24 protein-coding genes and 1 pseudogene are annotated in these 23823 nt (G+C 75.5%); 13 read left to right on the forward strand and 12 right to left on the reverse strand.

The window, feature by feature from the left end; genetic code table 11:
* Window positions 1-224: 224 nt before the first annotated feature.
* Complete coding sequence (locus ACZ7RU_RS12270; RefSeq protein ID WP_470340826.1) at window positions 225-608, forward strand: peptidase inhibitor family I36 protein; 384 nt, start codon at window positions 225-227, stop codon at window positions 606-608.
* Window positions 609-838: 230 nt separating this feature from the next.
* On the opposite strand, the gene ACZ7RU_RS12275 is transcribed toward ACZ7RU_RS12270, so the two are convergent.
* A complete protein-coding gene (locus ACZ7RU_RS12275; RefSeq protein WP_470340827.1) occupies window positions 839-1492 on the reverse strand; it encodes a TetR/AcrR family transcriptional regulator C-terminal domain-containing protein in 654 nt (217 codons plus the stop codon).
* Window positions 1493-1557: 65 nt separating this feature from the next.
* On the opposite strand from ACZ7RU_RS12275, the gene ACZ7RU_RS12280 reads away from it, so the two are divergent.
* A complete protein-coding gene (locus ACZ7RU_RS12280) occupies window positions 1558-2820 on the forward strand; it encodes a beta-ketoacyl-[acyl-carrier-protein] synthase family protein (protein ID WP_470340828.1) in 1263 nt (420 codons plus the stop codon).
* 186 nt (window positions 2821-3006) lie between these two features.
* Here ACZ7RU_RS12280 and ACZ7RU_RS12285 read toward each other — a convergent pair whose 3' ends face one another.
* Window positions 3007-3501 carry an aegerolysin family protein gene (locus tag ACZ7RU_RS12285; protein WP_470340829.1) on the reverse strand — a complete coding sequence of 165 codons (495 nt, stop codon included), beginning with the start codon at window positions 3499-3501 and terminating at the stop codon, window positions 3007-3009.
* A gap of 270 nt (window positions 3502-3771) precedes the next feature.
* Between ACZ7RU_RS12285 and ACZ7RU_RS12290 the strand changes: the two genes are divergently transcribed.
* The 5 genes from ACZ7RU_RS12290 to ACZ7RU_RS12310 all read left to right on the forward strand — a co-directional run bounded on the left by ACZ7RU_RS12290 (window position 3772) and on the right by ACZ7RU_RS12310 (window position 11495).
* Complete coding sequence (locus ACZ7RU_RS12290; protein ID WP_470340830.1) at window positions 3772-6912, forward strand: AfsR/SARP family transcriptional regulator; 3141 nt, start codon at window positions 3772-3774, stop codon at window positions 6910-6912.
* A gap of 193 nt (window positions 6913-7105) precedes the next feature.
* Window positions 7106-7930, forward strand: a complete 825-nt coding sequence (locus tag ACZ7RU_RS12295) for a MerR family transcriptional regulator (RefSeq protein ID WP_470340831.1) — start codon at window positions 7106-7108, stop codon at window positions 7928-7930.
* 141 nt (window positions 7931-8071) lie between these two features.
* Window positions 8072-9034, forward strand: a complete 963-nt coding sequence (locus tag ACZ7RU_RS12300) for a quinone oxidoreductase family protein (protein ID WP_470340832.1) — start codon at window positions 8072-8074, stop codon at window positions 9032-9034.
* 17 nt (window positions 9035-9051) lie between these two features.
* Window positions 9052-9654: a TetR/AcrR family transcriptional regulator gene (locus tag ACZ7RU_RS12305; RefSeq protein ID WP_470340954.1), complete on the forward strand. Its 603-nt coding sequence runs from the start codon at window positions 9052-9054 to the stop codon at window positions 9652-9654.
* Between the two features lie 449 nt (window positions 9655-10103).
* Complete coding sequence (locus tag ACZ7RU_RS12310) at window positions 10104-11495, forward strand: MFS transporter (RefSeq protein ID WP_470340833.1); 1392 nt, start codon at window positions 10104-10106, stop codon at window positions 11493-11495.
* Between the two features lie 320 nt (window positions 11496-11815).
* Here ACZ7RU_RS12310 and ACZ7RU_RS12315 read toward each other — a convergent pair whose 3' ends face one another.
* Window positions 11816-12250: an NUDIX hydrolase gene (locus tag ACZ7RU_RS12315; RefSeq protein WP_470340834.1), complete on the reverse strand. Its 435-nt coding sequence runs from the start codon at window positions 12248-12250 to the stop codon at window positions 11816-11818.
* 159 nt (window positions 12251-12409) lie between these two features.
* Between ACZ7RU_RS12315 and ACZ7RU_RS12320 the strand changes: the two genes are divergently transcribed.
* Window positions 12410-13513, forward strand: coding sequence for an NADH:flavin oxidoreductase/NADH oxidase (locus tag ACZ7RU_RS12320; protein WP_470340835.1), 1104 nt, complete (start codon window positions 12410-12412; stop codon window positions 13511-13513).
* Between the two features lie 67 nt (window positions 13514-13580).
* Here the strand turns inward: ACZ7RU_RS12320 and cynS are convergent, their stop codons facing one another.
* Window positions 13581-14051: a cyanase gene (gene cynS, locus ACZ7RU_RS12325; protein ID WP_470340836.1), complete on the reverse strand. Its 471-nt coding sequence runs from the start codon at window positions 14049-14051 to the stop codon at window positions 13581-13583.
* 117 nt (window positions 14052-14168) lie between these two features.
* On the reverse strand, window positions 14169-14756 hold the full coding sequence (locus ACZ7RU_RS12330; protein ID WP_470340837.1) for a carbonic anhydrase: 588 nt from the start codon (window positions 14754-14756) through the stop codon (window positions 14169-14171).
* 125 nt (window positions 14757-14881) lie between these two features.
* Between ACZ7RU_RS12330 and cynR the strand changes: the two genes are divergently transcribed.
* A complete protein-coding gene (gene cynR / locus ACZ7RU_RS12335; RefSeq protein WP_470340838.1) occupies window positions 14882-15802 on the forward strand; it encodes a transcriptional regulator CynR in 921 nt (306 codons plus the stop codon).
* Between the two features lie 219 nt (window positions 15803-16021).
* The gene (locus ACZ7RU_RS12340; protein ID WP_470340955.1) at window positions 16022-16474 is read left to right on the forward strand and encodes a carboxymuconolactone decarboxylase family protein; all 453 of its coding nucleotides are present in this window, start codon (window positions 16022-16024) and stop codon (window positions 16472-16474) included.
* Window positions 16475-16537: 63 nt separating this feature from the next.
* Here the strand turns inward: ACZ7RU_RS12340 and ACZ7RU_RS12345 are convergent, their stop codons facing one another.
* The gene (locus ACZ7RU_RS12345) at window positions 16538-17044 is read right to left on the reverse strand and encodes a hypothetical protein (protein ID WP_470340839.1); all 507 of its coding nucleotides are present in this window, start codon (window positions 17042-17044) and stop codon (window positions 16538-16540) included.
* Window positions 17045-17438: 394 nt separating this feature from the next.
* On the opposite strand from ACZ7RU_RS12345, the gene ACZ7RU_RS12350 reads away from it, so the two are divergent.
* Window positions 17439-18095: a maleylpyruvate isomerase N-terminal domain-containing protein gene (locus tag ACZ7RU_RS12350; RefSeq protein WP_470340840.1), complete on the forward strand. Its 657-nt coding sequence runs from the start codon at window positions 17439-17441 to the stop codon at window positions 18093-18095.
* A gap of 22 nt (window positions 18096-18117) precedes the next feature.
* Here the strand turns inward: ACZ7RU_RS12350 and ACZ7RU_RS12355 are convergent, their stop codons facing one another.
* The 4 genes and pseudogenes from ACZ7RU_RS12355 to ACZ7RU_RS12370 form a co-directional block, all read right to left on the reverse strand.
* On the reverse strand, window positions 18118-18405 hold the full coding sequence (locus ACZ7RU_RS12355; protein ID WP_470340841.1) for a hypothetical protein: 288 nt from the start codon (window positions 18403-18405) through the stop codon (window positions 18118-18120).
* A 200-nt stretch (window positions 18406-18605) separates the two neighbouring features.
* Window positions 18606-18716, reverse strand: a pseudogene (locus ACZ7RU_RS12360) (HD domain-containing protein); the annotation flags it as partial.
* A gap of 312 nt (window positions 18717-19028) precedes the next feature.
* The gene (locus ACZ7RU_RS12365) at window positions 19029-20222 is read right to left on the reverse strand and encodes a sensor histidine kinase (protein WP_470340842.1); all 1194 of its coding nucleotides are present in this window, start codon (window positions 20220-20222) and stop codon (window positions 19029-19031) included.
* A complete protein-coding gene (locus ACZ7RU_RS12370) occupies window positions 20219-20902 on the reverse strand; it encodes a response regulator transcription factor (protein ID WP_470340843.1) in 684 nt (227 codons plus the stop codon). Before ACZ7RU_RS12370 ends, ACZ7RU_RS12365 begins: the two co-directional genes overlap by 4 nt.
* A 142-nt stretch (window positions 20903-21044) precedes the next feature.
* On the opposite strand from ACZ7RU_RS12370, the gene ACZ7RU_RS12375 reads away from it, so the two are divergent.
* Both ACZ7RU_RS12375 and ACZ7RU_RS12380 read left to right on the forward strand, forming a co-directional pair.
* On the forward strand, window positions 21045-21698 hold the full coding sequence (locus ACZ7RU_RS12375) for a M15 family metallopeptidase (protein ID WP_470340844.1): 654 nt from the start codon (window positions 21045-21047) through the stop codon (window positions 21696-21698).
* Between the two features lie 155 nt (window positions 21699-21853).
* Entirely contained in the window at window positions 21854-22753 is a 900-nt protein-coding gene (locus ACZ7RU_RS12380; RefSeq protein WP_470340845.1) for an endonuclease/exonuclease/phosphatase family protein, read from the forward strand.
* A gap of 31 nt (window positions 22754-22784) precedes the next feature.
* Here ACZ7RU_RS12380 and ACZ7RU_RS12385 read toward each other — a convergent pair whose 3' ends face one another.
* Window positions 22785-22952: a hypothetical protein gene (locus ACZ7RU_RS12385; protein WP_470340846.1), complete on the reverse strand. Its 168-nt coding sequence runs from the start codon at window positions 22950-22952 to the stop codon at window positions 22785-22787.
* A 122-nt stretch (window positions 22953-23074) separates the two neighbouring features.
* Window positions 23075-23704 carry a DUF4232 domain-containing protein gene (locus tag ACZ7RU_RS12390; protein WP_470340847.1) on the reverse strand — a complete coding sequence of 210 codons (630 nt, stop codon included), beginning with the start codon at window positions 23702-23704 and terminating at the stop codon, window positions 23075-23077.
* Window positions 23705-23823: the final 119 nt, after the last annotated feature.

Here is a 23823-nt window from a genome sequence, read left to right on the forward strand (position 1 = left end):
GGCGGGAGCCGGGCGGGACAGCGGCACCTGGGGCCCCGGTCGGGCGCCGTGTTCGCCACTCATGTGAGGAATGCCCGCCTCATGCCCCTCGCGGGTGACATCGCCGGACATCTCCGCCGTCCGGCTCCCTGCCTCTGCCACAGTCACAGGCGAGCCGGGAGGCAGCGCCCCACCATCCGGACCGGCGCCCCGCGCTCGGCACCCGACCGCATCAGGAGGAAGACATGGGGAAGTTCCACAGGACGGCCGCCTGCCTGTCGATGGCCGCGGGGCTCGCTCTCACCGCGCCGGCCCCGGCGGCGGTCGCGGCGCCCGCGCAGAGCGGCTACGACCGGTGCGCGAGCGGCAACTTCTGCCTGTTCCAGGACATCGGCGGGCAGGGCCGCGTCGTGGGACTGGGCGGCGAGCGCGCCTCGCTCGGCTCGCTGGACTTCGACAACATCACGTCGTCGCTGCGCAACCGCACCGGCCGTGTCTGGTCGGTGTACACCAACGTCAACTTCGGCGGCCGGTGCCTTCCCGTCGCCGCCGACTACACGGGCGACGTCACGCAGTACGGCCTGAACGACCAGATCAGCTCCGTACGGCCCGGGGGTTGCCCCTCCTGAAGCTTGCGTTCCGAGGAGTCCCGGCCGGTAGGCGGCGTCCACGAGCGCGCTGGACGCGAGTGGCGCACCGGCCGGACGGATCCGAGCAGGTTCCGGGCGCCCGCTCGACCCGAGCGGGCGCCCGCCGCCGTGTCCGGCCCGGCGATCCGGCCCGGCGATCCGGCCTGCACTGATCCGAGGCCCTCCCGCCGACCGTCAGGCGGAGCGCACGGACGTCGTTCGACCCGGGTTCAGTCGCCGCGCCCGGATTCGTCGTGGATGGTCAGCGCTCCGGCGAGGTCGAGGTCGGCGACGGTGCCGTTCGCCCCCGCGCGGACGAGCAGCACCGCGCCGAGCGCGGTGCTCCAGAACGTCCTGGTCTCCACGTCGAGCGGTCGACGGGCCTCCCAGCCGCGGGCGTCGAGCAGCTGGCCCACGAAGCGCTCGGACTGCCGGAACAGCAGCTGGAGGTGCCGGTCGACCACGGGGGCGAGTTCGGGCTTGGAGATCCCGGCGGCGAGTGCCCGCGCGACCGACGGGAGCGAGGGCATGGCGAGGACGGCGCGGGCGATGTTGCGCCGGAACGTCGCCGCGTCGAGGGCTTGGCGGCCGATGCGCTCGATCCGCCGGGCGTCGTGCAGCAGGCCGAGGAAGGCGGCGTGCACGAGCAGCGAGTCCTTGGAGCCGAAGTAGTACGTGACCTGGTTGGGGAAGACGCCCGCCGCGTTCGCGATCTCCGCGACGCTGACCTCCGCGCCGGGACGCTCCTTGCAGAGCCGTGCGGTCGCCTCGATCAGCTGACGCCTCGTCGCGCGACCGCGGTCGCGCGAGGAGACACCGGCCGACCGGGCGGGCGTCGTCGACCGGGCCGGTGTCGATCGGGCTTCGGTTCGCTTCTTCTCCACCCCCGAATTGTATGTGATACAACTAGCCCGTTCGCTTGTATGGCATACAAGAAAGGCGGAAGGGCATGCACCGGACCGAGGTCGTCGTGACCGGACTCGGCGCGATCACACCACTCGGGGCGGACGTGGAGTCCACCTGGAAGGCCCTGCTGGCCGGCGAGTCGGGCATCCGCGGCGGCGCCCTGCGCGGCCACCAGGACGCCGGCCTTCCCGACACCGCCGCCGGGACGATGGCGGTCGACCCCGCCCGGTCGCTGCCGCCGGTGCGGGCCAGGCGGCTCGACCGCTCGCAGCAGGCGGCCCTCGTCGCGGCGGCCGAGGCCTGGGCGGACGCCGGCGCCCCGCCGGTGGACCCGGACCGGCTCGCGTCGGCGGTCGGCACGGGCATCGGGGGCGTGGGGACGCTGCTGAAGGAGGACGACGCCCTGGAGACGGCCGGCAGGCGGCGCGTCTCGCCGCGTACGGTGCCGATGCTCATGCCCAACGCGGCGGCGGCGCTGATCAGCATCGAGTACGGCGCGCGGGCCGGGTCCTACACGCCGGTCTCGGCGTGCTCCTCCGGCGCCGAGGCGATCGCCCTGGGCGCCAGGCTCATCCGCGCCGGGGAGGCGGACGTGGTCATCGCGGGCGGGACCGAGGCCGCGATCACCCCGATCACCGTCGCCGGCTTCGTCCAGGCGCAGGCGCTGTCGCGATACACCGCCGAACCCGCCTCCGCGTCCCGGCCGTTCGCCGCGGACCGCAGCGGATTCGTCCTCAGTGAGGGCGCCGCCGTCGTGGTGCTCGAAAGCGCCGAGCACGCCGCCCGCCGCGGCGCGCACGTCCACGCGGTGCTGGCGGGGGCCGGCATCGCCGCCGACGCCCACCACATCACGGCCCCCGCCCCGGACGGCTCCGGGCAGGTCCGCGCCATGCGCAAGGCCCTCGCCCAGGCCGGCCTGGCTCCCGGGCGGATCGGCCACGTCAACGCCCACGCCACCGGAACACCGGCCGGCGACACCGCCGAGGCACACGCGATCAGGGAGGTCTTCGGCCGCGCCACCGTGACGGCCCCCAAGGCGGCACTCGGCCACCTCTTCGGCGCGGCCGGCGCGATCGAGGCACTCATCGCCGTCCTCAGCGTGGAACACGGCGTCATCCCGCCGACCCGCAACCTCACCGCGGCCGGCGTCGGGCCCGACATCGATCTCGACGTCGTCGCCACGCGCCGGGACGTCCCCCAGGAGGCCGTGCTCAGCAACTCCTTCGGATTCGGCGGGCAGAACGTCTCCCTCGTCGTCACCGCCGCCCGGCACCAGGCCCGCCGTACGGCCCGGGGAAGCGCCTGACGTGATCGAGGGCGGGTTCGCCCGCCAACGGCATCGACCCCCACGACGGGCCGCGGGGACGCGGCGGCGGCCCCAGGGGTGGGGAACCGCCGCCGCACACCACTGCCGGCACATCACCGGCCGCGCGTCACGGCCCGCCGTTCAACGGTGTTCCGTGAGGCGCCCGTTCACCAGGCCGGCCGTCGGTCAGGGGCCGGTGATCGTCCAGTACGCGGCGGCGTTGTTGCCGCTGCCCCCGCTCATCGCGAACCGGAACATCGGGTCGGAACCCGCGGAGTCGTAGCCGTTGCTGCCGGCGTACGGGTTGTTCCAGTGGAGCTGGACGCGCTTGCCGTTGAGCCCGGGGTTCCCGCAGTTCTCGGCGTCGTAGATGACGTGGCCCTCGGTGCCGGTCAGGAAGCCGTTGCTCTCGGACTGCCAGCGGCCGGTGTTCCCGTCGTTGATGACGGCGTCCGGAGCCGACGTCCAGATGCCGTGGTCCAGCCAGGTGTTCTGCAGGCGCAGCTGGCAGCCCGTCCAGTTGACGACCGAGACCTGGGTGCTGCGTGCCGCGCTCAACGTCTGCGCCTGCGCGGGGTTCTGGTCCACGGTGGTCGCGCCGGCCGGGGCGGCCGTCGCGAGCAGCCCGGCGACGCCGGCCGCGGCCAGGGCCGTACGCGTCAGAGCCTTCCGTATCGCCATGGGTCCGTTCCTCTCGTTCTCCGACCGCATCGGTGCGGTCGTCCTGCCCCAAGCCTGTGCGGCACCTGTCAACAGGAGGTCGACAACGTGTCGACAGGCGGTGGACGGGCAGCGGGGCGCGGGCCGGCGGCGCGCCTCGGCGAGGCGAGGCGGGGGCGAGGCGGGGGCGAGGCGGGGCGATCGGGCGCCCGGCGCGTCGCCCCCGGCCTGGGGCGGCGCGGTGGATAGCATGCGCCCGGGGGATCGTTCGCAGACGGAGGGGGAAGGCCGGTGGGTGGTTTACGGTTCTCGGTGCTGGGGCCGCTGCGGGGGTGGCGGGACGGCGGCGAGATCGCGCTCGGATCACCGCAGCAGCGCAGCCTGCTGCTCGCGCTGCTGCTGAGGGCCGACCACCCGGTGTCGACCGGTCAGCTGGTCGACGACCTGTGGGGCGAGGAGCCGCCCGCCGGGTCCGCCACCGTGGTCCGGACGTACGTCCACCGCCTGCGCCGCGCCCTGGGGCCCGCCGTACTGACCACGCTCAGAGGGGGCTACCTGCTCGCCGTGGACCCCGGGGCGCTGGACACCCACCGGGTCGAGGAGCTCCTCGACGCGGCGCGCAGACTCCTCGACGGCGGGGAGCACGCCCGCGCCGCCGCGGTGTTCCGCTCGGTGCTGGGGCTGTGGCGGGGCGAGCCGATGACCGCGCTGCCCGGCCCCTACGCCGAGCGGCAGCGCGGCGAGTGGGCCGAACGCCGGGTGGCCGTCCTGGAGTCGTGCCTGGAGGCCGAGGTCGAGGCCGGGCCGCCCGGCGGGGCCGTCGCCGAACTGACCGCGGTCGTGGCCGAACACCCGCTCAGGGAACGGTTCTCCGAACTGCTGATGCTCGCCCTCTACCGGACCGGCCGGCAGGCCGAGGCCCTGGGCGTGTACCGCGCGGCGGACCGGCGGCTGCGTGAGCTGCTCGGCGTCAGCGCGGGGCCGGGTCTGCGCGAGTTGCAGCGCCGGATCCTGGCGGCCGACGCCGCCCTGGTGGCGCCCGTGCCGTCCCGGTCCGCACCGTCCCGATCCGTACCGGCCCGATCCGATCCGCACCGGCCCGGCGCCTCGGCCCGCCTGCCCCTCCAGGCCCCTCCCCCGCACCAGGGCCCTCCGGACGATCCGGACGGCCCGGACGGTCCGGACGGCCCGGACGATCCGCCGCGCCAGGCGGCGGAACGGCCCGCCCAAGTCCCTTCCGATCTCGCCGACTTCACCGGCCGCGAGGCGCAGACCGAGGTGCTGCGCGGCGTCCTGCTCGCCCCCGGCACCGTTCCGGTGGCGACCGTGTCGGGCTTGGGAGGCGTGGGCAAGACGGCGCTGGCCGTCCACGTCGCGCACGAGCTGGCCGCCGACTTCCCCGACGGCCAGCTCTACCTCGACCTGCACGGGGCCGACGGCCGCCCGACCCGGCCCGAGGAGGCGGTGGGCACCCTTCTGCGCGCCCTCGGCGTGCCCGCGCACGCGCTGGCCCCCGGACACGCCGAACGCTCCGCCCAGTGGCGCTCGTTGCTCTCCGGCCGGAGGGTGCTGCTGGTCCTCGACAACGCCCGGGACGCCGAGCAGGTCAGGCCGCTGCTGCCGGGCCGGCCCGGCAGCGCCGTGCTCGTCACCAGCCGGGCCAGGCTCGGCTCGCTGCCCAACGCGCACGTCGTCGAACTCGCCGCCTTCACCCCGCGGGAGGCCCTCGTCCTGCTCGGCCGGGTGATCGGCGCGCAGCGGCTGCGGGCAGAGGAGGCGGCGGCCGCGGAACTCGTGCGGCTCTGCGGCCACCTCCCGCTGGCCGTGCGCATCCTCGCCGCGCGCCTGGCCTGCCGGCCGGGCTGGACGGTGGCCCGGCTGCTCGACAAGCTGTCCGGCACCGGGCGCCGGCTGGACGTGCTGCGCGCCGGGGACCTTGCCGTCGAGTCGGCGTTCCGCTTCGGCTACGACCGGCTGACGGCCGAACAGGCGCGCGCCTTCCGGCTGTTGGCGGTGCCGGAGGTGCCGGACCTGTCGCCGGGCGCGGTCGCGGCCGTGCTCGGCCTGCCCGAGGAGGAGGCGGAGGAGCTGGCCGAGTCGCTGGTGGACTGCTCGATGCTGGAGACCGCGCCACCGGACCGCTACCGGTACCACGACCTGCTGCGGGCCTTCGCCCGGCAGCTCGCCCCGCAGCCGGCCCCGGGGTCGGGGTCGGGGGAGGATTCCCCGGCCGCCGTGCTGACCCGCCTGCTCGTCCGCCGTCACGGCGAGACCGTCGCGGCGCTCGGCCCGTCGGCCGCCCGCGCCGCGCTGGGCGGCGACGGGCCGGGCGTCGACGGGCGGGGCGAGGGACGGGCCAAGGCCGGGGCCGAAGCCGGGGCACCGCACGGTCGCGTCGACTTCCGCGGCATCGGCGCGCTGGTCGGCCAGTACGCCGCTCTCCCCGAGCCGCCCCGGCTCGGCCTGGCGGCCGAACTCCTGCTCGGCTGCGCCCTGTTGTGCGACACCGGTCAGGCCACCCGCCCGCTCGGGCACGCGGCCGAGGTCCTGCTCCGGGCCGCCGTCCTGGAGGGTGACCGGGCGGCCGAGGTCAGGGCCCGCCTGGTGCTCGGCCGGCTGCTGACCGAGGTCGGCGCCGAACCCGCGGCCCTCGCCGAGCTGTCGGAGGCCCGCGACCTGTGCACCGCCCACGGCCTGCCGGGGCCGCTGCTCGCCCTGGCCCACGCCTCGCTGGCCGCCCTGTTCGTCCAGGTCGGCCGGCCGGGCGACGCGGTCGGCGGCTTCGCCGCGGCGGTCTCGGCCTGGGAGCGGCTCGGCGACCAGCGCTCGGTGGCGGCCGACCTGGTCGACCTGGCCTGCGCGTTCACCGAACTCGGCCGCTTCGACGCGGCGGTGCGCGTCGTCGACCGGTCCCTGCTGATCTGCCACCGGCTCGCCGACCACGAGCTCCAGGCGCTCGCCCTGGACTCGATGGGGACGATCGCCCACGCCCGCGGCGAGTTCGAGCAGGCCCTGCGCCACCACCGCAACGCCCTCTCCCTGCTGCGCCCGGACGACCGCCGCCGCACCGGCCGTACGCTGCTACGGCTCGCCGAGTCGCTGCGCGCCCTGGGCCGCGGCGAGGAGGCGGTGGCGGCGGCCCACCGGGCGGTCGAGGTGCTCACGCTCGACGGCGACCGCCGCGGGCGCGGCCTGGCCCTGGCGGCGCTCGGCGACGCGCTCGCCGACCGCGACGGGAGCGGGGACGGGAGCGGGAACGGGGACGGCAGTGGGAACGGGAACGGGGGCGCGGCCCGGGCGTGCCGGTCGGAGGCCTACGACATCCTGGCCTCCCTCGGCTCCCCCGAGGCCAACCGGCTGCGCGCCCTGCTCGGCCCGGGCGGGCCCGCCGTCCGGCCCCGCCGGCAGCGGCCGTCCTGGCTGCCGGCGTGACGTGCCGCCCGAACGCGGCGCGCTGGCCCGGTACCGGTTCCGGCCGCCCGCCCGTCGGGCTCGGGTCCGCGGCCCGGTGCACCACTCCGCTCGGCGCCGCGAACAGGCGCGCGGATCCGGCGGGAGAGCCGCTCCCCGCCGTGCGGAGGTGCGGCTTGCCCCTGCCCCTGGGGCAGGGGGCACAGTGGGCGGCGTGCAGGAGAACGTGATCACCATCGGCGAACTCGCCGCCCGGACCGGGCTCGGCCTCAAGGCCCTGCGGCTCTACGGCGAGCGGGGACTGCTGCCGCCCGCCCTGGTCGACCCGCGCACCGGGGTGCGCCGCTACGGCCCGGCGCAGGTCGAGCGGGCCCGGCGGATCGCGCTGCTGCGCGCGGCCGGGCTGCCGCCGGCGCGGATCGCCGTGGTGCTGGACGCGGCCGAGCACGACGCCGGCGCGGGCGAGCGGGAGCTGCTGGCGTACTGGCGGGAGCGGGAGGCCGAGCACGCGGCCCGCCGGGAGGCGGTGGGCTACGCCCGGGAGGTCGTGGCCGGAAGGAGCACCACCGTGTTCGAGATCGCCGAGCGCGACGTGCCCGAGCAGTACGTCCTGTTCGTGCGCCGGCACGTGGACGCCGCCGCCCTGCCCGCCTTCCTCGCCGAGGCGTCCGGGCTGCTGCTCGGGCGGCTGCGGGAGGTGGACGCGTGCCTGTCCGGGCCGCTGTTCGCGGTCTACCACGGGCTGGTCGGCGAGGACTGCGACGCCCTGGTGGAGGTCTGCGCCCCCACCCCGGGCGCGGTCGGGCCGCACGGGCCGTTCGGGGTGCGCATCGAGCCCGCGCACCGCGAGGCGTACACCGCCCTGCCCCGGCGGGGCTTCGCCGCGACGGCCGCCGCCCATGACGCGGTGGGTGCCTGGGTCGCCGCCCGCGGGTACCGGCGGGGCGGGCCGAACCGGGAGGTGTACCACCCGGACCGGGCGGCGGCCGCCGCGCGGGAGCACGTCGCGGACGTCGCCGTGCCGCTGGCCGCGGGGTGACGGGCGACCATCCCCTGGCCGTAAGGATTTCTGGACTTGTGGGTCCATTTTCGGCTGCCTACCGTGCTTCCCGTTCCCCCCTCTTCCCGCTCGGACGGGCCCGCACAGGCCCGGACGGGCCCGTACAGGAAGGTGTCACCCATGCACGCGATCCGGATCGAGGAGCACGGCGGCCCCGAGGTCATGCGCTGGACCGAGCTGCCGGACCCGGTCCCCGGCCCCGGCGAGGCGCTGGTGCGCCTGGGCGCCGCCGGGGTCAACTACATGGACGTCGGCGCCCGCGCCGTGGGCGGCCCGGGCTGGGCGGCGCCGGCGGTGCTGGGCGCCGAGGGCATGGGCTACGTCACCGCCCTCGGTGAGGGCGTGGACGGGTTCGCCGTCGGCGACCGGGTGGCCTGGTTCTACCACCCGGGCAGCTACGCCGAGTTGCTCGCCGTCCCGGCCGCCTCGCTGGTCAAGGTGCCCGACGGGGTGCCGGACGAGGTCGCGGGCGGCCTGCTGATGCAGGGCCTGACCGCCGGCCACCTGAGCACCGAGACCTACCCGATCGCGCCGGGCGACACCGCGGTGGTGCACGCGGCGGCGGGCGGGGTCGGCCGGCTGCTGACCCAGCTGGTCAAGGCGCGCGGCGGCGACGTGATCGGCCTGGTCTCCCGCGAGGAGAAGGCCGCGGTCGCGCGGGAGGCCGGCGCCGACCACGTGCTGGTCCACTCCGGCGGCGGCTTCGAGGACCGGATCCGGGAGCTGACCGGCGGACGCGGGGCCGACGTCGTCTACGACGGCGGCGGCTCCGACACCTTCCGCTCCTCCCAGCTGTCCCTGCGCCCGCACGGGGTGCACGCCTACTACGGCCCCTTCATGGGCGTGCCCGAGCTGCGGCCCACCGACCTGCCGAACAGCATCCTGCTGACGTACCCGGTGGTGCACCACCACGTCCCCACCCGCGAGGCGCTGGTGCGGCGCACCGGCGAGCTGTTCGACCTCGTCCTGGCGGGCCGGCTCACCGCGCGGGTCACCGGCCGCTACCCGCTGGCCGAGGCGGCCCGGGCGCACGCGGACCTGGAGTCCCGGCGCACCACCGGCAAGCTGGTGCTGCTGCCGTGACCGCGGTGCGGGAGCACCTGCCGCCGACCCGCAAGGGCGCCGCGACCAGGCAGCGCATCGTCGAGGGTGCGGCCCAGGAGATCCGTGCGGAGGGCGTGTTCGCGCTGCGCCTGGAGGACGTGATGGCCCGCACCTCCACCAGCAAGAGCCAGCTGTTCCACTACTTCCCCGGCGGGAAGGACGAACTGCTGCTGGCCGTGGCCCGCTTCGAGGCGGCCCGGGTGCTGGAGGACCAGCAGCCCGAGCTGGGCGCCCTCACCTCCCGGGAGGCCTGGTGGCGGTGGCGCGACAAGGTGCTGGCCCGCTACCGCGCGCGGGGGGTCAGCTGTCCGCTGCACGTGGCGCTGTCCCAGCTGGGCGCGGCCGCCGGTACGGCCGCCGGCGCGGGCCGGGCGGTGGCCGCCGAGCTGCTGGGGCAGTGGCAGCGCCAGCTCGCCGCCGGCATCCGCCACCTGCGGGACGACGGGGCGCTCGCCCCCGGAGTGGACGCCGAGCGGGAGGCTGCGGCGCTGCTGGCCGGGGTGCAGGGCGGGGTGCTGATCCTCCTGACGACCGGCTCCGCCGACCACCTGGAGGCGGCGCTGGACTTGGGCCTCGCCCGGCTGGGCCTGGCGCCCTGACGGAGAACCGACGCGGGGCCCGTCACGGCGCGTTCCGGGGCCCCGTCACGGCGCCGCGGCGGCCGTTGCGGGTGACGCAGCGCGCCCGCGCCCGTACGGACGGGAACCGGCCGGGTGTGGAACGGGTCACAGTTCAGGGGCCGTCAGGGCCCTCGGGTGACAAGGGTCACGCCCGGCGCACTCTCCCGGGCGTCGACGGCGGGTGCCCCCGGCAGGACTGGGCGGGCGCCGCCCGGACACGGGCGAAGGGCCTGTCCGCTTCGGGACCTTGGTCGTGAATCCGGTCGACCTTCGGCCCGGTGGCGGCCCCGTGGGACCGGGGCAACCGTGGACGGTCGCCCGTTGTGACCGGGCGATGGCGCCGTCCGAGGTGGGCGGCGCTTTCCCCTGCCGTCTACCCGGCGCACGGTGCGCAGTGCGCGCCGTACGCTCCGGAGGACCCCCAGCACATGTCCCAGACCATCGACAACGCCCCGTATACCGCGTTCCACCGCCGGCTGGCCCTGGCCTGTTCGGGCGGCCCGCTGCTCGACGGCTACATCCTGAGCATCGTCGGCGTCGCCCTGATCGGGATGCGTCCCGACCTCGGGCTGTCCACCGCCGAGGTCAGCCTGATCGGCGCCGCCGCCCTGGTCGGGATGTTCGTCGGCGGCGCGCTCTTCGGCGTGCTGACCGACCGGATCGGCCGGGAGGTGATGTACACCGCCGACCTGCTCGTGATGGTCGCCTGCTCGGTGCTCTCCTTCTGGGTGGACGCGGTGTGGGCGATCGCCGTGCTGCGCTTCGTGCTCGGCATGGCCGTGGCCGCCGACTACCCCATCGCCACCTCGCTGCTCGCCGAGTGGCTGCCCGCCAGGAAGCGCGGCCGGCTGCTGGGGCAGCAGATCGTCGCCTGGTACGCCGGCTCCGTGCTCGCCTACGTGGTGGGCTACCTGTTCCTGGAGCTGGCCGGTCCGGGCAGCTGGCGCTGGATGCTGGCGAGTTCCACGGTGCTGTGCGTGGTGTTCCTGGTGATCCGGCGCGGCTCGCCGGAGTCGCCGCGCTGGCTGGCCGCCAACGGGCGGGTCGGCGACGCGGTGCGCGTGGTGGAGAAGCACCTCGGGGTCCGGGTCGACGGCCGGGAGCTGATGCCCGATCCGGCCGAGCCCGGCCGCCCCGCCGGACTGCGCCTGCTGATGACCCAGCCCTACCGGCGCCGCACCCTGTTCTGCGGCCTGTTCTTCCTGTGCCAGGTCGGCCCGCTGTTCGCGATGCTCACCTTCGGCCCGCAGATCCTCTCCTCCTTCGGCATGCCGGGCGGCACCGTGATGGAGACCCTCGGCACCGGTCTGATCAGCCTGGTCTTCCTGCTCGGCTGCTACCCGGCGCTGCGCCTGATCGACACCCGCGGCCGTCGGCCCGTCATCATCTGGTCGTTCGCGCTGATGACCGTCCCGCTGGCGCTGCTGGGCGTGTGGCCCACCGCCCCGGCGGCGGTCGCGCTGCTGGCGCTGTGCGCGTACGCCTTCCTGTGCGGCGGGCCCAACGTGCTCGACTGGACGTACCCCAACGAGCTGTTCCCGACCGAGATCCGGGCCACCGCCGTGGGCGTGGCCACCTCGGTCAGCCGGATCGGCGCGGCCGTCGGCACCTACCTGCTGCCGCTGTCGCTGACCGGGCTGGGCACCGGTCCGACCATGCTGATCGCCGCCGGGACCACCGCCCTCGGCCTGCTGGTCTGCGTCCTGTGGGCCGAGGAGACCCGGGGCACCGCCCTCGGTGCCTCCCCGGCGGCCGCCTCCGCCCCGCGCGCCACCCGCGGCGCCGTCCCGGCCCAGCGCGTGCCGCAGACGGCGCGCTGACGGCCGGTCGGCTCGTACGGCAGCTCGCCTCGCCCGCCTCGACGGCGCCGCCCGGTCCCCCCGGGCGGCGCCGTCCGGCGTTGCGGGGCGTCGACCCGCGCTCGTTGCAGGCGGGTTCGCCCTGCGCGGCGCTCCCCGGCGGCGGGCGTTCCCGGCTCCGTGAGGACGGGCGCGGGGTGGCCGTTGCCGTAGCCGAAGCCCGGGCAGGCGGGGTGCGGGGCCCGGGAGGGCGGTGCGGTCAGTGCGGTGCCGGTGGGCGAGTGTCTCGGGCTCGGCGGCCTGGACCGGCGGGTTTTCCGCCGGCCCGGAGTCTCGCCCCCTCAGGCCAGGTCGCCGCGTTCGCGCAGCAGGGGCAGGAGGTGGTCGCGGACGGCGGGGGCCAGGCGCAGGGTGTCCTCGCGGCCGTCGGTCCAGCGCAGGTCGGCGAGTTCGGCGGCGGGGGCGGGCTCGCGGTCGAGGCCGGCGGTGAAGACGGTCATCAGCATGGGCACGTCTTCGAGGGCGGCGGTGGCGCGGATGTCGGTGAGGTGGCGGGGGTCGACCGGGGCCGCGCCGAGTTCCTCGCCCAGTTCGCGGGCCAGTGCCTGGAGGGCGTCCTCGCCGGGGTCGGGCTTGCCGCCGGGGAGGTAGTAGACGTCGGGGGCGGCCTGCTTGCTGACGACCAGGAGCCGGCCGTCCCGGATGATCGCGGCGGCGGCGACGGTGAGGGGGGCGGTCGGGGTGGTCGGGGTGCCGGCGGCTGCGGGATCGATCATGGAAGGGATTGTCGCAGGTGGGAGGGCGTGCGGGCGGAGCACCCTTGCGAATGCCTGCGTGCGCAACTATTGTTCGTGAATGTAAATGCAGCTGCAAAAGTTGCATGCTCACTCACCCTTTCGCCCGGCGCCAGCCGACCCCCCGGGAGTCCGACCGACATGAGCACCTCTCTCTTCGCGCCCCTCACCCTGCGGTCCCTGACCGTCTCCAACCGGATCTGGATGCCGGCGATGTGCCAGTACAGCGCCGCCCCGGACGGGGAGGCGGCCGGCGTCCCGACCGACTGGCACTTCACCCACCTCGCGGCCCGCGCCGCCGGCGGCACCGGGCTGATCATCACGGAGGCCACCGCGGTCAGCCCCGAGGGGCGCATCAGCCCGTACGACCTCGGCATCTGGAACGACGAGCAGGCCGCGGCCTTCCGCCGGATCACCTCCTTCCTGAAGAGCCAGGGCACCGTCCCCGCGATCCAGCTCGCCCACGCCGGCCGCAAGGCCTCCACCGAGCGCACCTGGGTCGACCGCGGGCGCCCCCTCGCCCCGGGCGAGGAGCACGGCTGGACCCCGGTCGGCCCCAGCGCCGAGGCCTTCTCCCCCGACCACACCACGCCCGACGAGCTGACCGAGGAGCAGATCCGCCGGATCGTGGGGCAGTTCGCCGACGCCGCCCGGCGCGCGCTGGACGCCGGCTTCCAGGTCGCCGAGGTCCACGGCGCCCACGGCTACCTGGTCCACCAGTTCCTCTCCCCCGCGGCCAACCACCGCACCGACGGCTACGGCGGCTCCTTCGAGGGGCGCATCCGCTTCGCGCTGGAGGTCGTCGACGCCGTCCGCTCGGTGTGGCCCGAGGACCTGCCGGTCTTCTTCCGCGTCTCCGCGACCGACTGGCTCACCGAGGACCCGCAGGACGGCCGCGAGGGGTGGACCTCCCAGGACACCGTCCGCCTCGCCAAGGAGCTCCAGGCCCACGGCGTCGACCTGCTCGACGTCTCCACCGGCGGCGTCGTGCCCGACGCCCGGATCGAGGCCGCGCCCGGCTTCCAGGTGCCCTTCGCCGAGGCCGTGCGCCGCGAGACCGACCTGCCGGTGGCCGCCGTCGGCCTGATCACCGACCCCGCCCAGGCCCAGGCCGTGCTCGCCGACGGCCGCGCCGACGCCGTCCTGATCGGCCGTGAACTGCTGCGCGACCCCTATTGGGCCCGCCACGCCGCCGCCGAACTCGGCGGCGAGGTCACCTCCCCCGTCCAGTACCACCGCGCCTGACCCCCGCACGCGCGGCCCGGCGGGGCGGGAAGCCGGCCACCGGCTCCCCGCCCCGCCGGAGGGCGACTCAGAAGGGCTTGGTCGGCAGGTACTTGCCGTCCAGGGTGATGACGGCGCGCTCGCCGCCCTCGGGGTCGGCGACCTTCTTCACGTCGAGCCTGAAGTTGATCGCGGAGATGATGCCGTCGCCGAACTCCTCGTGGACCAGGGCCTTGAGGGTGGTGCCGTAGACCTGGAGCATCTCGTAGAAGCGGTACATGGTCGGGTCGGTCGGGACGCGGTCGGGCATCGAGCCGCGGACCGGGATGGTCTGGAGCAGCAGCGCCGCGTCCTCGTCCAGGCCCAGCAGTTCGGCCACGGCCTCGGCGGACTTCTGCGGCAGCGGGTGCTGGCCGAGGACGGCGGCGGTGGTGAAGGCCACCGACAGGCCGGAGGCCTCGGCGATCCGCTTCCAGGAGAGGTCCTTACGGGTCTTGGCCTCCACGGCCTCGGCGGCCAGGGCCTCGCGGGCGGTCCGGGTGAACTGTGCCTGCACCATGGTCGGTACGTCCTTTCGGGTTTCCGGGGTCTCCCGGGTTTCGGGCTTCGGGGTTTCTCAGGGGCCGGCCGCTTCACGGGCAGGGGGCGGGGTGAAGCGGCACGCGTCGGTGGCGGGTCAGGCCGCGAGGGCGCGGCCGGCGGCGGTCAGGTCCTCGACGCGGCCGGTGGGGATGTCGTAGACCCACCCGTGCAGGGCGACCTTCCGCTCCGCCAGGGCGCGGGCGACCGAGGGGTGGGTGGCCAGGTTGGCCAGCTGGGCGAGCACGTTCTGCCGCACCAGCGCGGGGACGCCGCCGTCGGCGGCGGTGCGGGCCAGGGAGGCGTCCGCGTGCCGCAGCCAGGTGGCGACCGCCGGGGCACCGCTGAGGTCGTGGCCCTCGGCGAGGGCGGTCATCGCACCGCAGGCGGAGTGACCGCAGACGACGATGTCCTCCACGCCCAGGGCGGCGACGGCGTACTCGATGCTCGCCGCCACCCCGTCGGCCTCGGGGCGGTGCGCGGGCACCAGGTTGCCGGCGGTGCGGATGACGAACAGGTCGCCCGGCTCGGTGCCGGTGATCAGCTCGGGCACGACGCGGGCGTCGGAGCAGCTGATGAACAGGGTGTCGGGGGTGTGGTGCGTGGCCAGGTGGGCGAAGAGCTCCGCCTTGGCCGGGAAGACGTCCCGCTGGAAACGGGCGACGCCGGCGGCGAGGTCCTGCATGGTCACTCCCTTCGGGTGGCGGCCGGCCCCTGCGGGCTGGTGAGATCCACCATGCATGACCTGCTCTTATAGTGTCCAAGAGCTGTTGGCCATGGAAGCTATTGGTCGCGTCTATAGTCGCGTCCATGGCCCTTCTCGAACTGCGCCACCTGCGCTACCTGCTCGCCGTGGCCGAGCACGGCAACTTCACCCGCGCCGCCGAGGAGCTGCACATCTCGCAGCCCACGCTCTCCCAGCAGGTCAAGCAGCTGGAGAGGACCCTGGGCGTGCAGCTGCTGGACCGCACCGGCCGCACGGTGCGGCTCACCGACGCCGGCGCCGTCTACACCGAGCACGCCCGGCGCGCGCTGCGCGACCTGGCCGCCGCCGAACGCGCCGTCCACGACGTCCAGGACCTCTCCCGCGGCCACCTGCGCCTGGGCGTCACCCCCACCTTCACCGCCTACCTGGTCGGGCCGCTCACCGCCGAACTCCACGCCCGCCACCCCGGCGTCGGCCTCACCCTGACGGAGACGACCCAGGACCGCATCGAGGCGGCCCTGCTCGCCGACGACCTCGACCTCGGCATCGCCTTCGCCGGCGACCACCTGCCCGGCATCACCGCCACCGCTCTGTTCACCGAGACCCTCAGCCTCGTCACCGGCGCGGAGCGCGCCCGGACGATGCCCGCACCGCTACCCGTCCACGCCCTCCAGGACGAACAACTCGCCCTGCTCACCGGCGGGTTCGCCACCCGCGGGCACGTCGACGCCTACTTCGCCCGCCACCGGGCCGTCCCGCGCATCGTGGTCGAGGCCAACTCCGTCCAGGCCCTCACCGAGATCGTCCGGCGCACCGGCCTGGCCACCGTCCTGCCCGACGCCGTCACCCACGACCACCCCCACCTCACCCCCGTCCCCCTCGACCCGCCCCTGCCCACCCGCACCGTCGCCCTCCTGCACCGCGAGGGCGCCTACCGCGGCGCCGCCGCGCGCGCCTTCACCCGGCTCGCCCACGACCTCGTCCGCGCCCGCGGCTACCCGCCCGCCGTGCAGGGGGGCTCGTAGGGGCCATCCCTTCGGGCGGTTTGGCCACAGGAAATCTTTCGGCCCGGATAGGGCACAGTGATGCCATTTCAGGGGGGTTGGACCGCAGATCTTCCTGCGAAGGCGGGGCGGCGTGGCGGGCTTGCGTTCGAGTGCACTCCAAGTCCTACGGTTTCTGCCGTGGGTCGGGCCGCCGGTGGTCGGCGGCCGGGAGACGGGACAGGAGCAGCGCAGATGAGCATGTCCGCGAACGAGGCCGAGGTCCGCCGGGAGCGCTTCACGCACGGGTTGGAGGTGCTCGACCGCATCGACGGCGAGGCCGGGCGGCGGGTGGTGGACGCACTGGGCGACATCAGCCCCGAGCTCGGGCACCAGATCGTGGCCTGGGGCTTCGGGGAGATCTACAACCGCCCCGGACTGCCGCCGCGCGAGCGGCAGTTGGTCACCCTGGGCATGCTCACCGCGCTCGGCGGGTGCGAGCCGCAGCTGGAGGTCCACGTCAACGCCTCGCTGAACGTCGGGCTGACGCCGCAGGAGATCGTCGAGGCGCTGCTGCACTCCGCCGCCTACTGCGGTTTCCCGAAGGCCCTCAACGCCACCTTCGTCGCCAAGAAGGTGTTCGGCGAGCGCGGCCTCCTGCCGGTCGCGGCGGACGGGCCGGCGGACCGCCCCGGGGAGCGGTCGGCCGACTGACCGGCCCTGCTGGAACAGGGCGGGCCGGCTCCCCCGGACGGAAGCCGGCGGGGACGTGCCCGGTCAGTCGGAGAAGCCGAGATGCAGGATGGTGGCCCAGTCGTCGGTGACCAGCAGCAGGTTGCGGCACCAGATGTCGTCTCCCAGGTACGGGCCGCTGACGTCGCCGGCGCTTCGGACGGGCCCCAGATGCGCTTCGATGAGGTCGGCGACGCTGTCGGCGAGTTCGCCTGCCCCCCGGATCTCAGCGGGCGTGCGCACGTCGGGGTCCGAGGACCTCGGGGCGGAGTGCATGAACCCGTCGACCACCTGTCGGCGGAATACGTCCCGCCAGGCCTCTGGTGACTCGAACGGGACGACCGCCGGTCCTCTCCGGTGTCCACTGGCCCCCGGGTGGCACACGGCTTGAGCGAGATCCTTCAGCCAGTCATCACCGGGTGTCACCCCGGACACGGGGACCACATGCAACAGGCCTATGGACGACACCCCCCAGTTGCAGTCGTCGAGCAGTTCCTCCAGGGGTTCAGCCGCGGCTGACACCGCGTCTGGAGCGTCGAGTGGGTTCGGCATGGGCGTGTGGGTCCTCCGTGCGGTTCTGCGCTTCGGCCTCCACTGTGTCAGCTGAGCACGTTCACGCTGCGAGGTCTTCGGGGCGTTCGACGAGCTGACCGCGTCCGAGGCGGGCCCCGGCGCGGACCAGCGGGACGAGGTGGGCTCCGGTGATCTTCGCGACGGCCTCGGGGCCGACCGACCCGACGTCCCCCACCAACCACCCCCCAGCTGCGGCACCCGTACGCAGCGGACCAGGAAGTCGGCCCAGCCGACTTCTCGCGCCGGGCGGACGGCACCTCCGGCGAAGGGGTGGAGCGCTCGCACGGAGGTCGGGATGGGAAGCCGGCGGGCCCGACTTCTCGTGCTGCGGCGGCGGGAGGGGACGTCGGGGCCGTGGTGGTAGCTTGCGGGGGTGGGGCTCTTCGGGCGGTCGTGGGTGGCGTTGCGGGCGGCGGTGGACGGGCTTGCGGACGAGGACTTCGCGCAGCCGTCGGGGTGTGCGGGCTGGTTGGTGCGGGATCTGGTGTGCCATCTGGTGATCGACGCGCAGGACGTGCTGATCACGCTGGTGACCCCGTCCCCGGAGGAGCCGACCCGCGATGCCGCGTCGTACTGGGAGGTCCACCGGGAGCCGCCGGACGGGCGGGACCCGCTGGCCGCGCTGACCGTACGGCTGGCCGCCGCGTACGGGGACCCGGCACTGCTGCGCTTCCACCTGGACGACGTCGGCTCCGCGGCGGGCCGGGCCGCCGACCTCGCCGACCCGCGCCTGCGGGTGGCCACCCAGGGCCAGGTGCTGACCGCCGCCGACTACCTGGACGCGTACGTGCTGGAGTGGACGCTGCACCACCTGGACCTGGTCGCGCACCTGCCGCACGTGCCCGGCCCGCCCGCCGAGGGGACGGCCGCGGCGCGGCGGCTGCTGGAGCGGATCGCCGGGGCCCCGTTCCCGGCCGCCCTGTCCGACGCGGACGCGCTGCTGGTCGGCACCGGGCGGCGGGCCCCGAGCGAGGCCGAGCGGGCCGCGCTGGGGGCGCTCGGGGAACGGGTGCCGTTCGTCCTCGGGTGACTCGGAGCCGGCTGGCGGGAGCTCAGCTGCCGGCGGAGGTCTGGTCCGGATCCGGGGCGGGGTTCGGGACGAAGAGGCTGAGCCGGTACCAGGTCGGCTGCGTCAGGCGGCCGCAGAAGTGGTCCATCCGTACGGCCGTCCAGTCGATCTGTGGGTCCGACGCCCGGAGGCGGCGGATGTGTGCGTGCCACTGCGCCTCGTCGTGGGTCTCGAACCGCACTTCCCAGTGGCCCGCCTCCGGCGCGAAGCGGGCGGCCGCCCGACCGGCCCCCTCCGGTCGCCGGCGCTTGTGCTTCCGCTGACCTGGCATCGGCCCAGCATCGCCGTCCTCCGCCGTCGCGGCAAGACGATTCGGTGCCGCCCCGGGGTGTTCCGGGGCGGCAAGGGCCTCTCCCGCCGCGACGGTGAGGATCCGAGCTCCCGGGCCGCAGGCGAAGCCGCTCCCCCGGTCCGGTCCGGACGGGCGACGTCGGCCGGGCGATGCCGCCCCTCCAGGGGCTTCGACCCGGCTCACTCGGCCCAGTCGGAACCCAGGATCACCTCCACGAAGTCGCCACGCTCGAAGCCCGGCACGAAGTGCTCGAGGACGTCCGCCTTGACGTTGCCGAACGTGGTGTCCGGGCAGCGACGAGACGCTGCGCCGCGCCTTCGCCCGCCACCTGGGCACCACACCGACCGAGTACCGCAGCCGCTTCACCACCACCCGCGACGGCCCGACTGATGCCAGGGGCGCGACCGCCACCGCCGGGCGGGCCGGGGCATACGCGCGACCGGCGGCTCGTGGCCGCACGCGCCCACCCTGCGGATCGAGGCGGGCGGCGACGGCGTCCGGGTCGTCCGGAACCGGGCACAGGCACGACCGTGTCGACCCCCGTCCCGGCCGGGTCGTCGCGGGCGGTGCCGGGGACCGGGGCCGGGGCCGGCAGCGGTCCGTCAGGACGGCTGCCGGTCCTCGGCCGCGCCGCCCGGCAGGGTGAGGGTCGCGCGCAGGCCGCCGGCCGGGGCGGGGGCGAGGTGGAGTTCGCCGTGGTGGGCGTCGGTGACGGCGGCGACGATCGCCAGGCCCAGGCCGTGGCCGCGGCGGGCCGGGTCCGTTTCGGCGGTGCGGCCGCGGCCGCGCAGGAACGGTTCGGTGAAGGTGGCCACGGCCTGCGCCGTCAGCTGGGGGCCGGTGTTGACGACGGTGAGGCGCACCCGGTCGGGCCGCTCGGGGTCGGGCCCGGTGGCGACGGTGACCTGCCCGCCGGTGGGCAGGTTGTGCCGCAGCGCGTTGTGCAGCAGGTTGACGGCCGCCTGGCGCAGCAGGACGGGGTTGCCGGTGGTCGGGGCGGGGCGCAGGTCGGCGGTGAGGGTGACGCCGTGGGCCGCGGCCTCGTCGCGGACGGCGGCCAGTGCCTCCCCGGTGGCGGCGGCGAGGTCGGTGGGGGCGAGGTCGGGCGGGGCGTGGCCGAGGTCGGCGAGCTGGAGCAGGGCCTCGCTGATCTCGATGCCGCGCTGGTTGGTGTCCTGGAGTCGGGTGACGAGCCTGCCCCAGTCCTGGCCGGCCGGGTCGGCGGCGGCGACCTGGAGGATGGTGCGGGTGATCGCCAGCGGGGTGCGCAGTTCGTGGGAGGCGTTGGCGGCGAAGCGCTGCTGGGCCTCGAAGGAGCGCTGGAGGCGCGCCAGCATCTCGTCGAAGGCGTCGGAGAGGTCGGTGAACTCGTCGCGCGGCCCGGTGAGGGCGATGCGGTGTTCCAGTGCCCCGCTCGCGGCGCGGTGCGCGGCGCCGGTGATGTCCTGCAGCGGGCGCAGGACCCGGCCGGCGATCAGCCAGCCGCCGACCAGGCCGACGGCGGTCAGCAGGGCCAGGGCGTAGCCGCTGGCGGCGAGCATGGAGTCCAGGATCTCCTGGCGGGAGGGGGCGTCGGAGCGGTAGCGGGGGTTGGAGGAGGTGAGGGGGTAGTTGGGGACGTAGCGCATGCCGACGTAGACCACGGCGAGGGAGAGGACGCCGGCGGTGATCGCGAAGAGGGTGTAGCTGAGGGTCAGGCGCATCCGGGCGGTCAGGCGGCGCGGGCGGCCTCCCGTACGGCGTCCGCCCGTACGGCGCCCGGCGGTCGGGGGCTCGGCGGTCGGGGGCTCGTTCACCGCGCGGTGCCTTCCTCGCCGGGGTCGGTGAGGCGGTAGCCCACCCCCGGCACGGTCTGGATCGCCCACGGGTCGCCGAGGCGTTTGCGCAGGCCGGAGATGGTGATGCGGACGGCGTTGGTGAAGGGGTCGGCGTTCTCGTCCCAGGCGCGTTCCAGCAGGTCCTCGGCGCTGATGACGCCGCCGCGCGCCGTCATCAGGACCTCCAGGACGGCGAACTGCTTGCGGGACAGGCCCACGTAGCGGCCGTCGCGGTAGACCTCGCGGCGGAAGGGGTCCAGGCGCAGCCCGGCGTACTCCAGGACGGGCGGGGCGGCCTGGGCCGGGCGGCGGGCCAGCGAGCGCAGCCGTACGACGAGTTCGGCGAGGTCGAAGGGCTTGGTGAGGTAGTCGTCGGCGCCGAGTTCGAAGCCGGCGACCTTCTCGTTCAGGCGGGCGGCGGCGGTGAGCATCAGCACCCGGCAGCCGAGGCCGCGCTGGACGATGCTGCGGCAGACGTCGTCGCCGTGGGTGCCGGGGATGTCGCGGTCGAGGACGACGACGTCGTAGCTGTGGACGGCCAGGCGCTCCAGCGCCGCGTCGCCGTCGGTGACGATGTCGCAGGCGATCGCCTCCAGCCGCAGGCCGGCCTGGACCGCCTCCGCGAGGTAGATCTCGTCCTCCACCACCAGGACCCGCACGCGCTGTTCTCCCGTCTTCGCCGTTCGTATCCCATTGGACCCTATGGGGCCTATCGAAAACGTATCGGCCTGCGCAGACGTCCTCGCAACACCGCGCCTCCTCCAATGGTCCGGCAACGGACGAACACACCGGGAGGCAGGGATGGACCCGACGAAGACGGGCGCGGAGACGGACGCGGGGACCGGCACGGCGGCGCGGCGGCGCGGACGGCGGCGGCTGGCCGCGGGCGCCGTCGCGGCGGCCGTGCTGGCCGGGGCGGGGGCGTGCGCCGCCGACCCGCCGGGCACCGGGGCCGTCCTGCGCTCCCTGGCGGCCACCGTCGCCGTCCAGCCCGCCGCGGCGGGGGCGGGGGCCGGCGGCGAGGCGGACGGGGAGATACCCGACGGCCGGACGCTGCGCCCCTCCGACACCGCGGCCCCGGCCGTGCGCAACCTGGACGGGCCGCTGCGCGAGGCCCTGCAGCGGGCGGCCGACGACGCCCGCGCCCAGGGCATCGAGATGACCGTCACCTCCGGGTGGCGCAGCAAGGCCTACCAGCAGCGGCTGCTGGACCGGGCGGTGAGCCGGTACGGGAGCGTGGAGCAGGCCCGGAGGTTCGTCAACACGCCGGAGAAGTCCGCGCACGTCACCGGCAAGGCGGTGGACGTCGGCCCGACCGACGCCGACTACTGGCTGATCCAGCACGGCGCCCGGTACGGGCTGTGCCAGGTGTACGCCAACGAGGTCTGGCACTTCGAACTGCTCACCCGGCCGGGCGGGACCTGCCCGGCGCCGCTGCCGGACGCCGCAGGGTGAGGGGGCGTGCCGTGACCGCTCCCCCGCTTTCCGAGACGCCCGCCGGGACCGGCCCACGGGCCCGCTGGCGACGGACCGTCCCGAAGTGGCGCACCGCACTCCGGCGACGGACCGCGCCCCCGTGGCGGGCCGTACCCCCGTGGCGGCGCGGGCGCGTGCCCGCCGCGCTCGCCCTGCTCACCGCGCTCGCCCTCGGCGGCCACCGGCTGGTGCCGGACCTGGGCCTCGGCCTGGGCAGTCTTTGGGAGAGCGCCCTGCCGTGGAGCGGTCTGGTGGCGGTGGCGGTGCTGCTGTGCGCGGCGCTGCGCCGGGCACCGGCGGCGGCCTGCGCGGGCGGGGTGCCGGCCGTGGTGTGGGCGGTGGTGTTCGGGCCGCTGCTGCTGTCCGGCGGGGCGCCGACGGGCGGGGCCGGCGGGCCGGGGCTGACGGTGGTCACCCACAACGTGAACGCCGCCAACCCGGACCCGGCCGGCACCGCCCGCGCGCTGCTGGCCGCCGGTCCGGACCTGGTGGCGCTGGAGGAGGTCACCGACGCGGCCCTGCCCGCCTACCGGGGCGTGCTGGACCGGGCGCTGCCCCACCACGCCCGCACCGGCACCGTCGCGCTGTGGAGCCGCTACCCGGTGACGGAGTCCCGGCGGCTGGTCATCGACCCGGGCTGGAACCGCTCCCTGCGGGCCGAAGTCCGCACCCCCGGCGGGCCGTTGGCCGTCTACGTCGCCCACCTCGGCTCGGTGCGGATGACCGCCACCGGCTTCGCCACCGCCCACCGCGACCGCGACATCGCCGCCCTCGCCCGGGCCCTGGACGCCGAACCGCTGCGCCGGGTCCTGCTGCTGGGCGACCTCAACACCGCCGCCGACGACCGCGCGCTCGCTCCGCTCACCAACCGCCTCACCCCGGCCCGCACCGGCTTCGGCTTCAGCTGGCCCGCCGCCCTGCCCCTGGCCCGCATCGACCACGTCCTCACCCGCGACCTCGCCGCCACCGCGACCTGGACCCTGCCCGCCACCCCCAGCGACCACCGCCCGGTGGCGGCGCGGCTGAAGGAGTGAGGACGCGGCCCGGCGCGCGCCTGACGGCACGTCAGATGATCAGGCGCAGCCGGGCCGTCGCGAGTGCGGCGTGGCCGGCCCGGGTGGGGTGGACGCCGTCCTCGGACCAGTGCTGCGGGGCGGTCGTGGCGGCGAGTCCGGCGAACCTGCCGTCGGCGGCGAGCAGTTGGTCGCCGTAGCGGCGGGCGAGCCTGCGCACGGCCTGGATCTCCGGGTCCGGGGCGGGACCTCCCGAAGGTGCCGGAGTCCGCCGTCAGCGCACCGCCGGTCTCCGGCTTCGCGCTGCCGTCCGGCTCTCAGCGGCGGTCGTATGACGAACCGTCAGTTCACCGGGACGGCGTCCTTGGGCAGGGTGTGCCAGTTGGTGACGACCGGCTTGTCGACCGGGGTGGGGCCGACGGGGACGCTCGCCGGGTTCGGGTCGGGGTTGCCGATGCCGATGATGGCGTCGGTGAACTCGACGGCCTGGTTGCCCTTGGTGGTCTTGGCCATGATGCCCGCGTAGGCGGTCTTGGCGCCGCTCAGGGTGATCGGCTCTGCGGTGCCGTGCTCGACGGGCGCGGCCTCGATGCCGCCGGAGCCGAACGCGATGACGGGGTGGGTGCCGGGGAGCGTGCAGGTGATGCCCGGCTTGGCCTTGGCGCTGATCAGGATGTAACCGCCGCCCTGGCTCTCGGACTTGGCGGAGAAGACCAGGTCGTTGGCGCCGCAGGCCTGGCCGTAGCCGCTCTTGTCGGCGGAGGTGGCGGAGGCGGACGGGGCGGCGGGGGCCTTGGGCGGGGCGCTCTTCGTGGGCGCGGCTCCGGCCGGGGCGGCGGTGGTCGGTGCGGGCGCGGCGGCGGTGGCGGCGGGAGCGGGGTTCGCGTCGCTGTTCTCCGGGCCGCAGGCCGTCGCGGCGGCGGCGATCGCCGTGACAGCGGCGGCGGTGAGGACGAGGCGGCGCGTGCGCATGGGTTCTCCTGCGGTCGTTCGGATGACGGTGCCGGTCTCGTGCCGGTCTCTGCTGCGTCATCACCGTACGGCGGGGTCGTTCACGAGCCGGTGCGGGAAATATCCCGATCCTGTTCCAG

It is taken from the genome of Kitasatospora sp. NPDC114501 (assembly GCF_055633695.1).

Coding starts and splice junctions, on each gene's coding strand:
- ACZ7RU_RS12330 (WP_470340837.1), bottom strand. CDS start 14,756: ATGCAGGACCTCGCCGCCGGCGTCGCCCGTTTCCAGCGGGACGTCTTC.
- ACZ7RU_RS12300 (WP_470340832.1), top strand. CDS start 8,072: ATGCACGCGATCCGGATCGAGGAGCACGGCGGCCCCGAGGTCATGCGC.
- ACZ7RU_RS12375 (WP_470340844.1), top strand. CDS start 21,045: ATGGACCCGACGAAGACGGGCGCGGAGACGGACGCGGGGACCGGCACG.
- ACZ7RU_RS12355 (WP_470340841.1), bottom strand. CDS start 18,405: ATGCCAGGTCAGCGGAAGCACAAGCGCCGGCGACCGGAGGGGGCCGGT.
- ACZ7RU_RS12345 (WP_470340839.1), bottom strand. CDS start 17,044: ATGCCGAACCCACTCGACGCTCCAGACGCGGTGTCAGCCGCGGCTGAA.
- cynS (WP_470340836.1), bottom strand. CDS start 14,051: ATGGTGCAGGCACAGTTCACCCGGACCGCCCGCGAGGCCCTGGCCGCC.
- ACZ7RU_RS12315 (WP_470340834.1), bottom strand. CDS start 12,250: ATGATCGATCCCGCAGCCGCCGGCACCCCGACCACCCCGACCGCCCCC.
- ACZ7RU_RS12270 (WP_470340826.1), top strand. CDS start 225: ATGGGGAAGTTCCACAGGACGGCCGCCTGCCTGTCGATGGCCGCGGGG.
- ACZ7RU_RS12320 (WP_470340835.1), top strand. CDS start 12,410: ATGAGCACCTCTCTCTTCGCGCCCCTCACCCTGCGGTCCCTGACCGTC.
- cynR (WP_470340838.1), top strand. CDS start 14,882: ATGGCCCTTCTCGAACTGCGCCACCTGCGCTACCTGCTCGCCGTGGCC.
- ACZ7RU_RS12280 (WP_470340828.1), top strand. CDS start 1,558: ATGCACCGGACCGAGGTCGTCGTGACCGGACTCGGCGCGATCACACCA.
- ACZ7RU_RS12285 (WP_470340829.1), bottom strand. CDS start 3,501: ATGGCGATACGGAAGGCTCTGACGCGTACGGCCCTGGCCGCGGCCGGC.
- ACZ7RU_RS12340 (WP_470340955.1), top strand. CDS start 16,022: ATGTCCGCGAACGAGGCCGAGGTCCGCCGGGAGCGCTTCACGCACGGG.
- ACZ7RU_RS12310 (WP_470340833.1), top strand. CDS start 10,104: ATGTCCCAGACCATCGACAACGCCCCGTATACCGCGTTCCACCGCCGG.
- ACZ7RU_RS12390 (WP_470340847.1), bottom strand. CDS start 23,704: ATGCGCACGCGCCGCCTCGTCCTCACCGCCGCCGCTGTCACGGCGATC.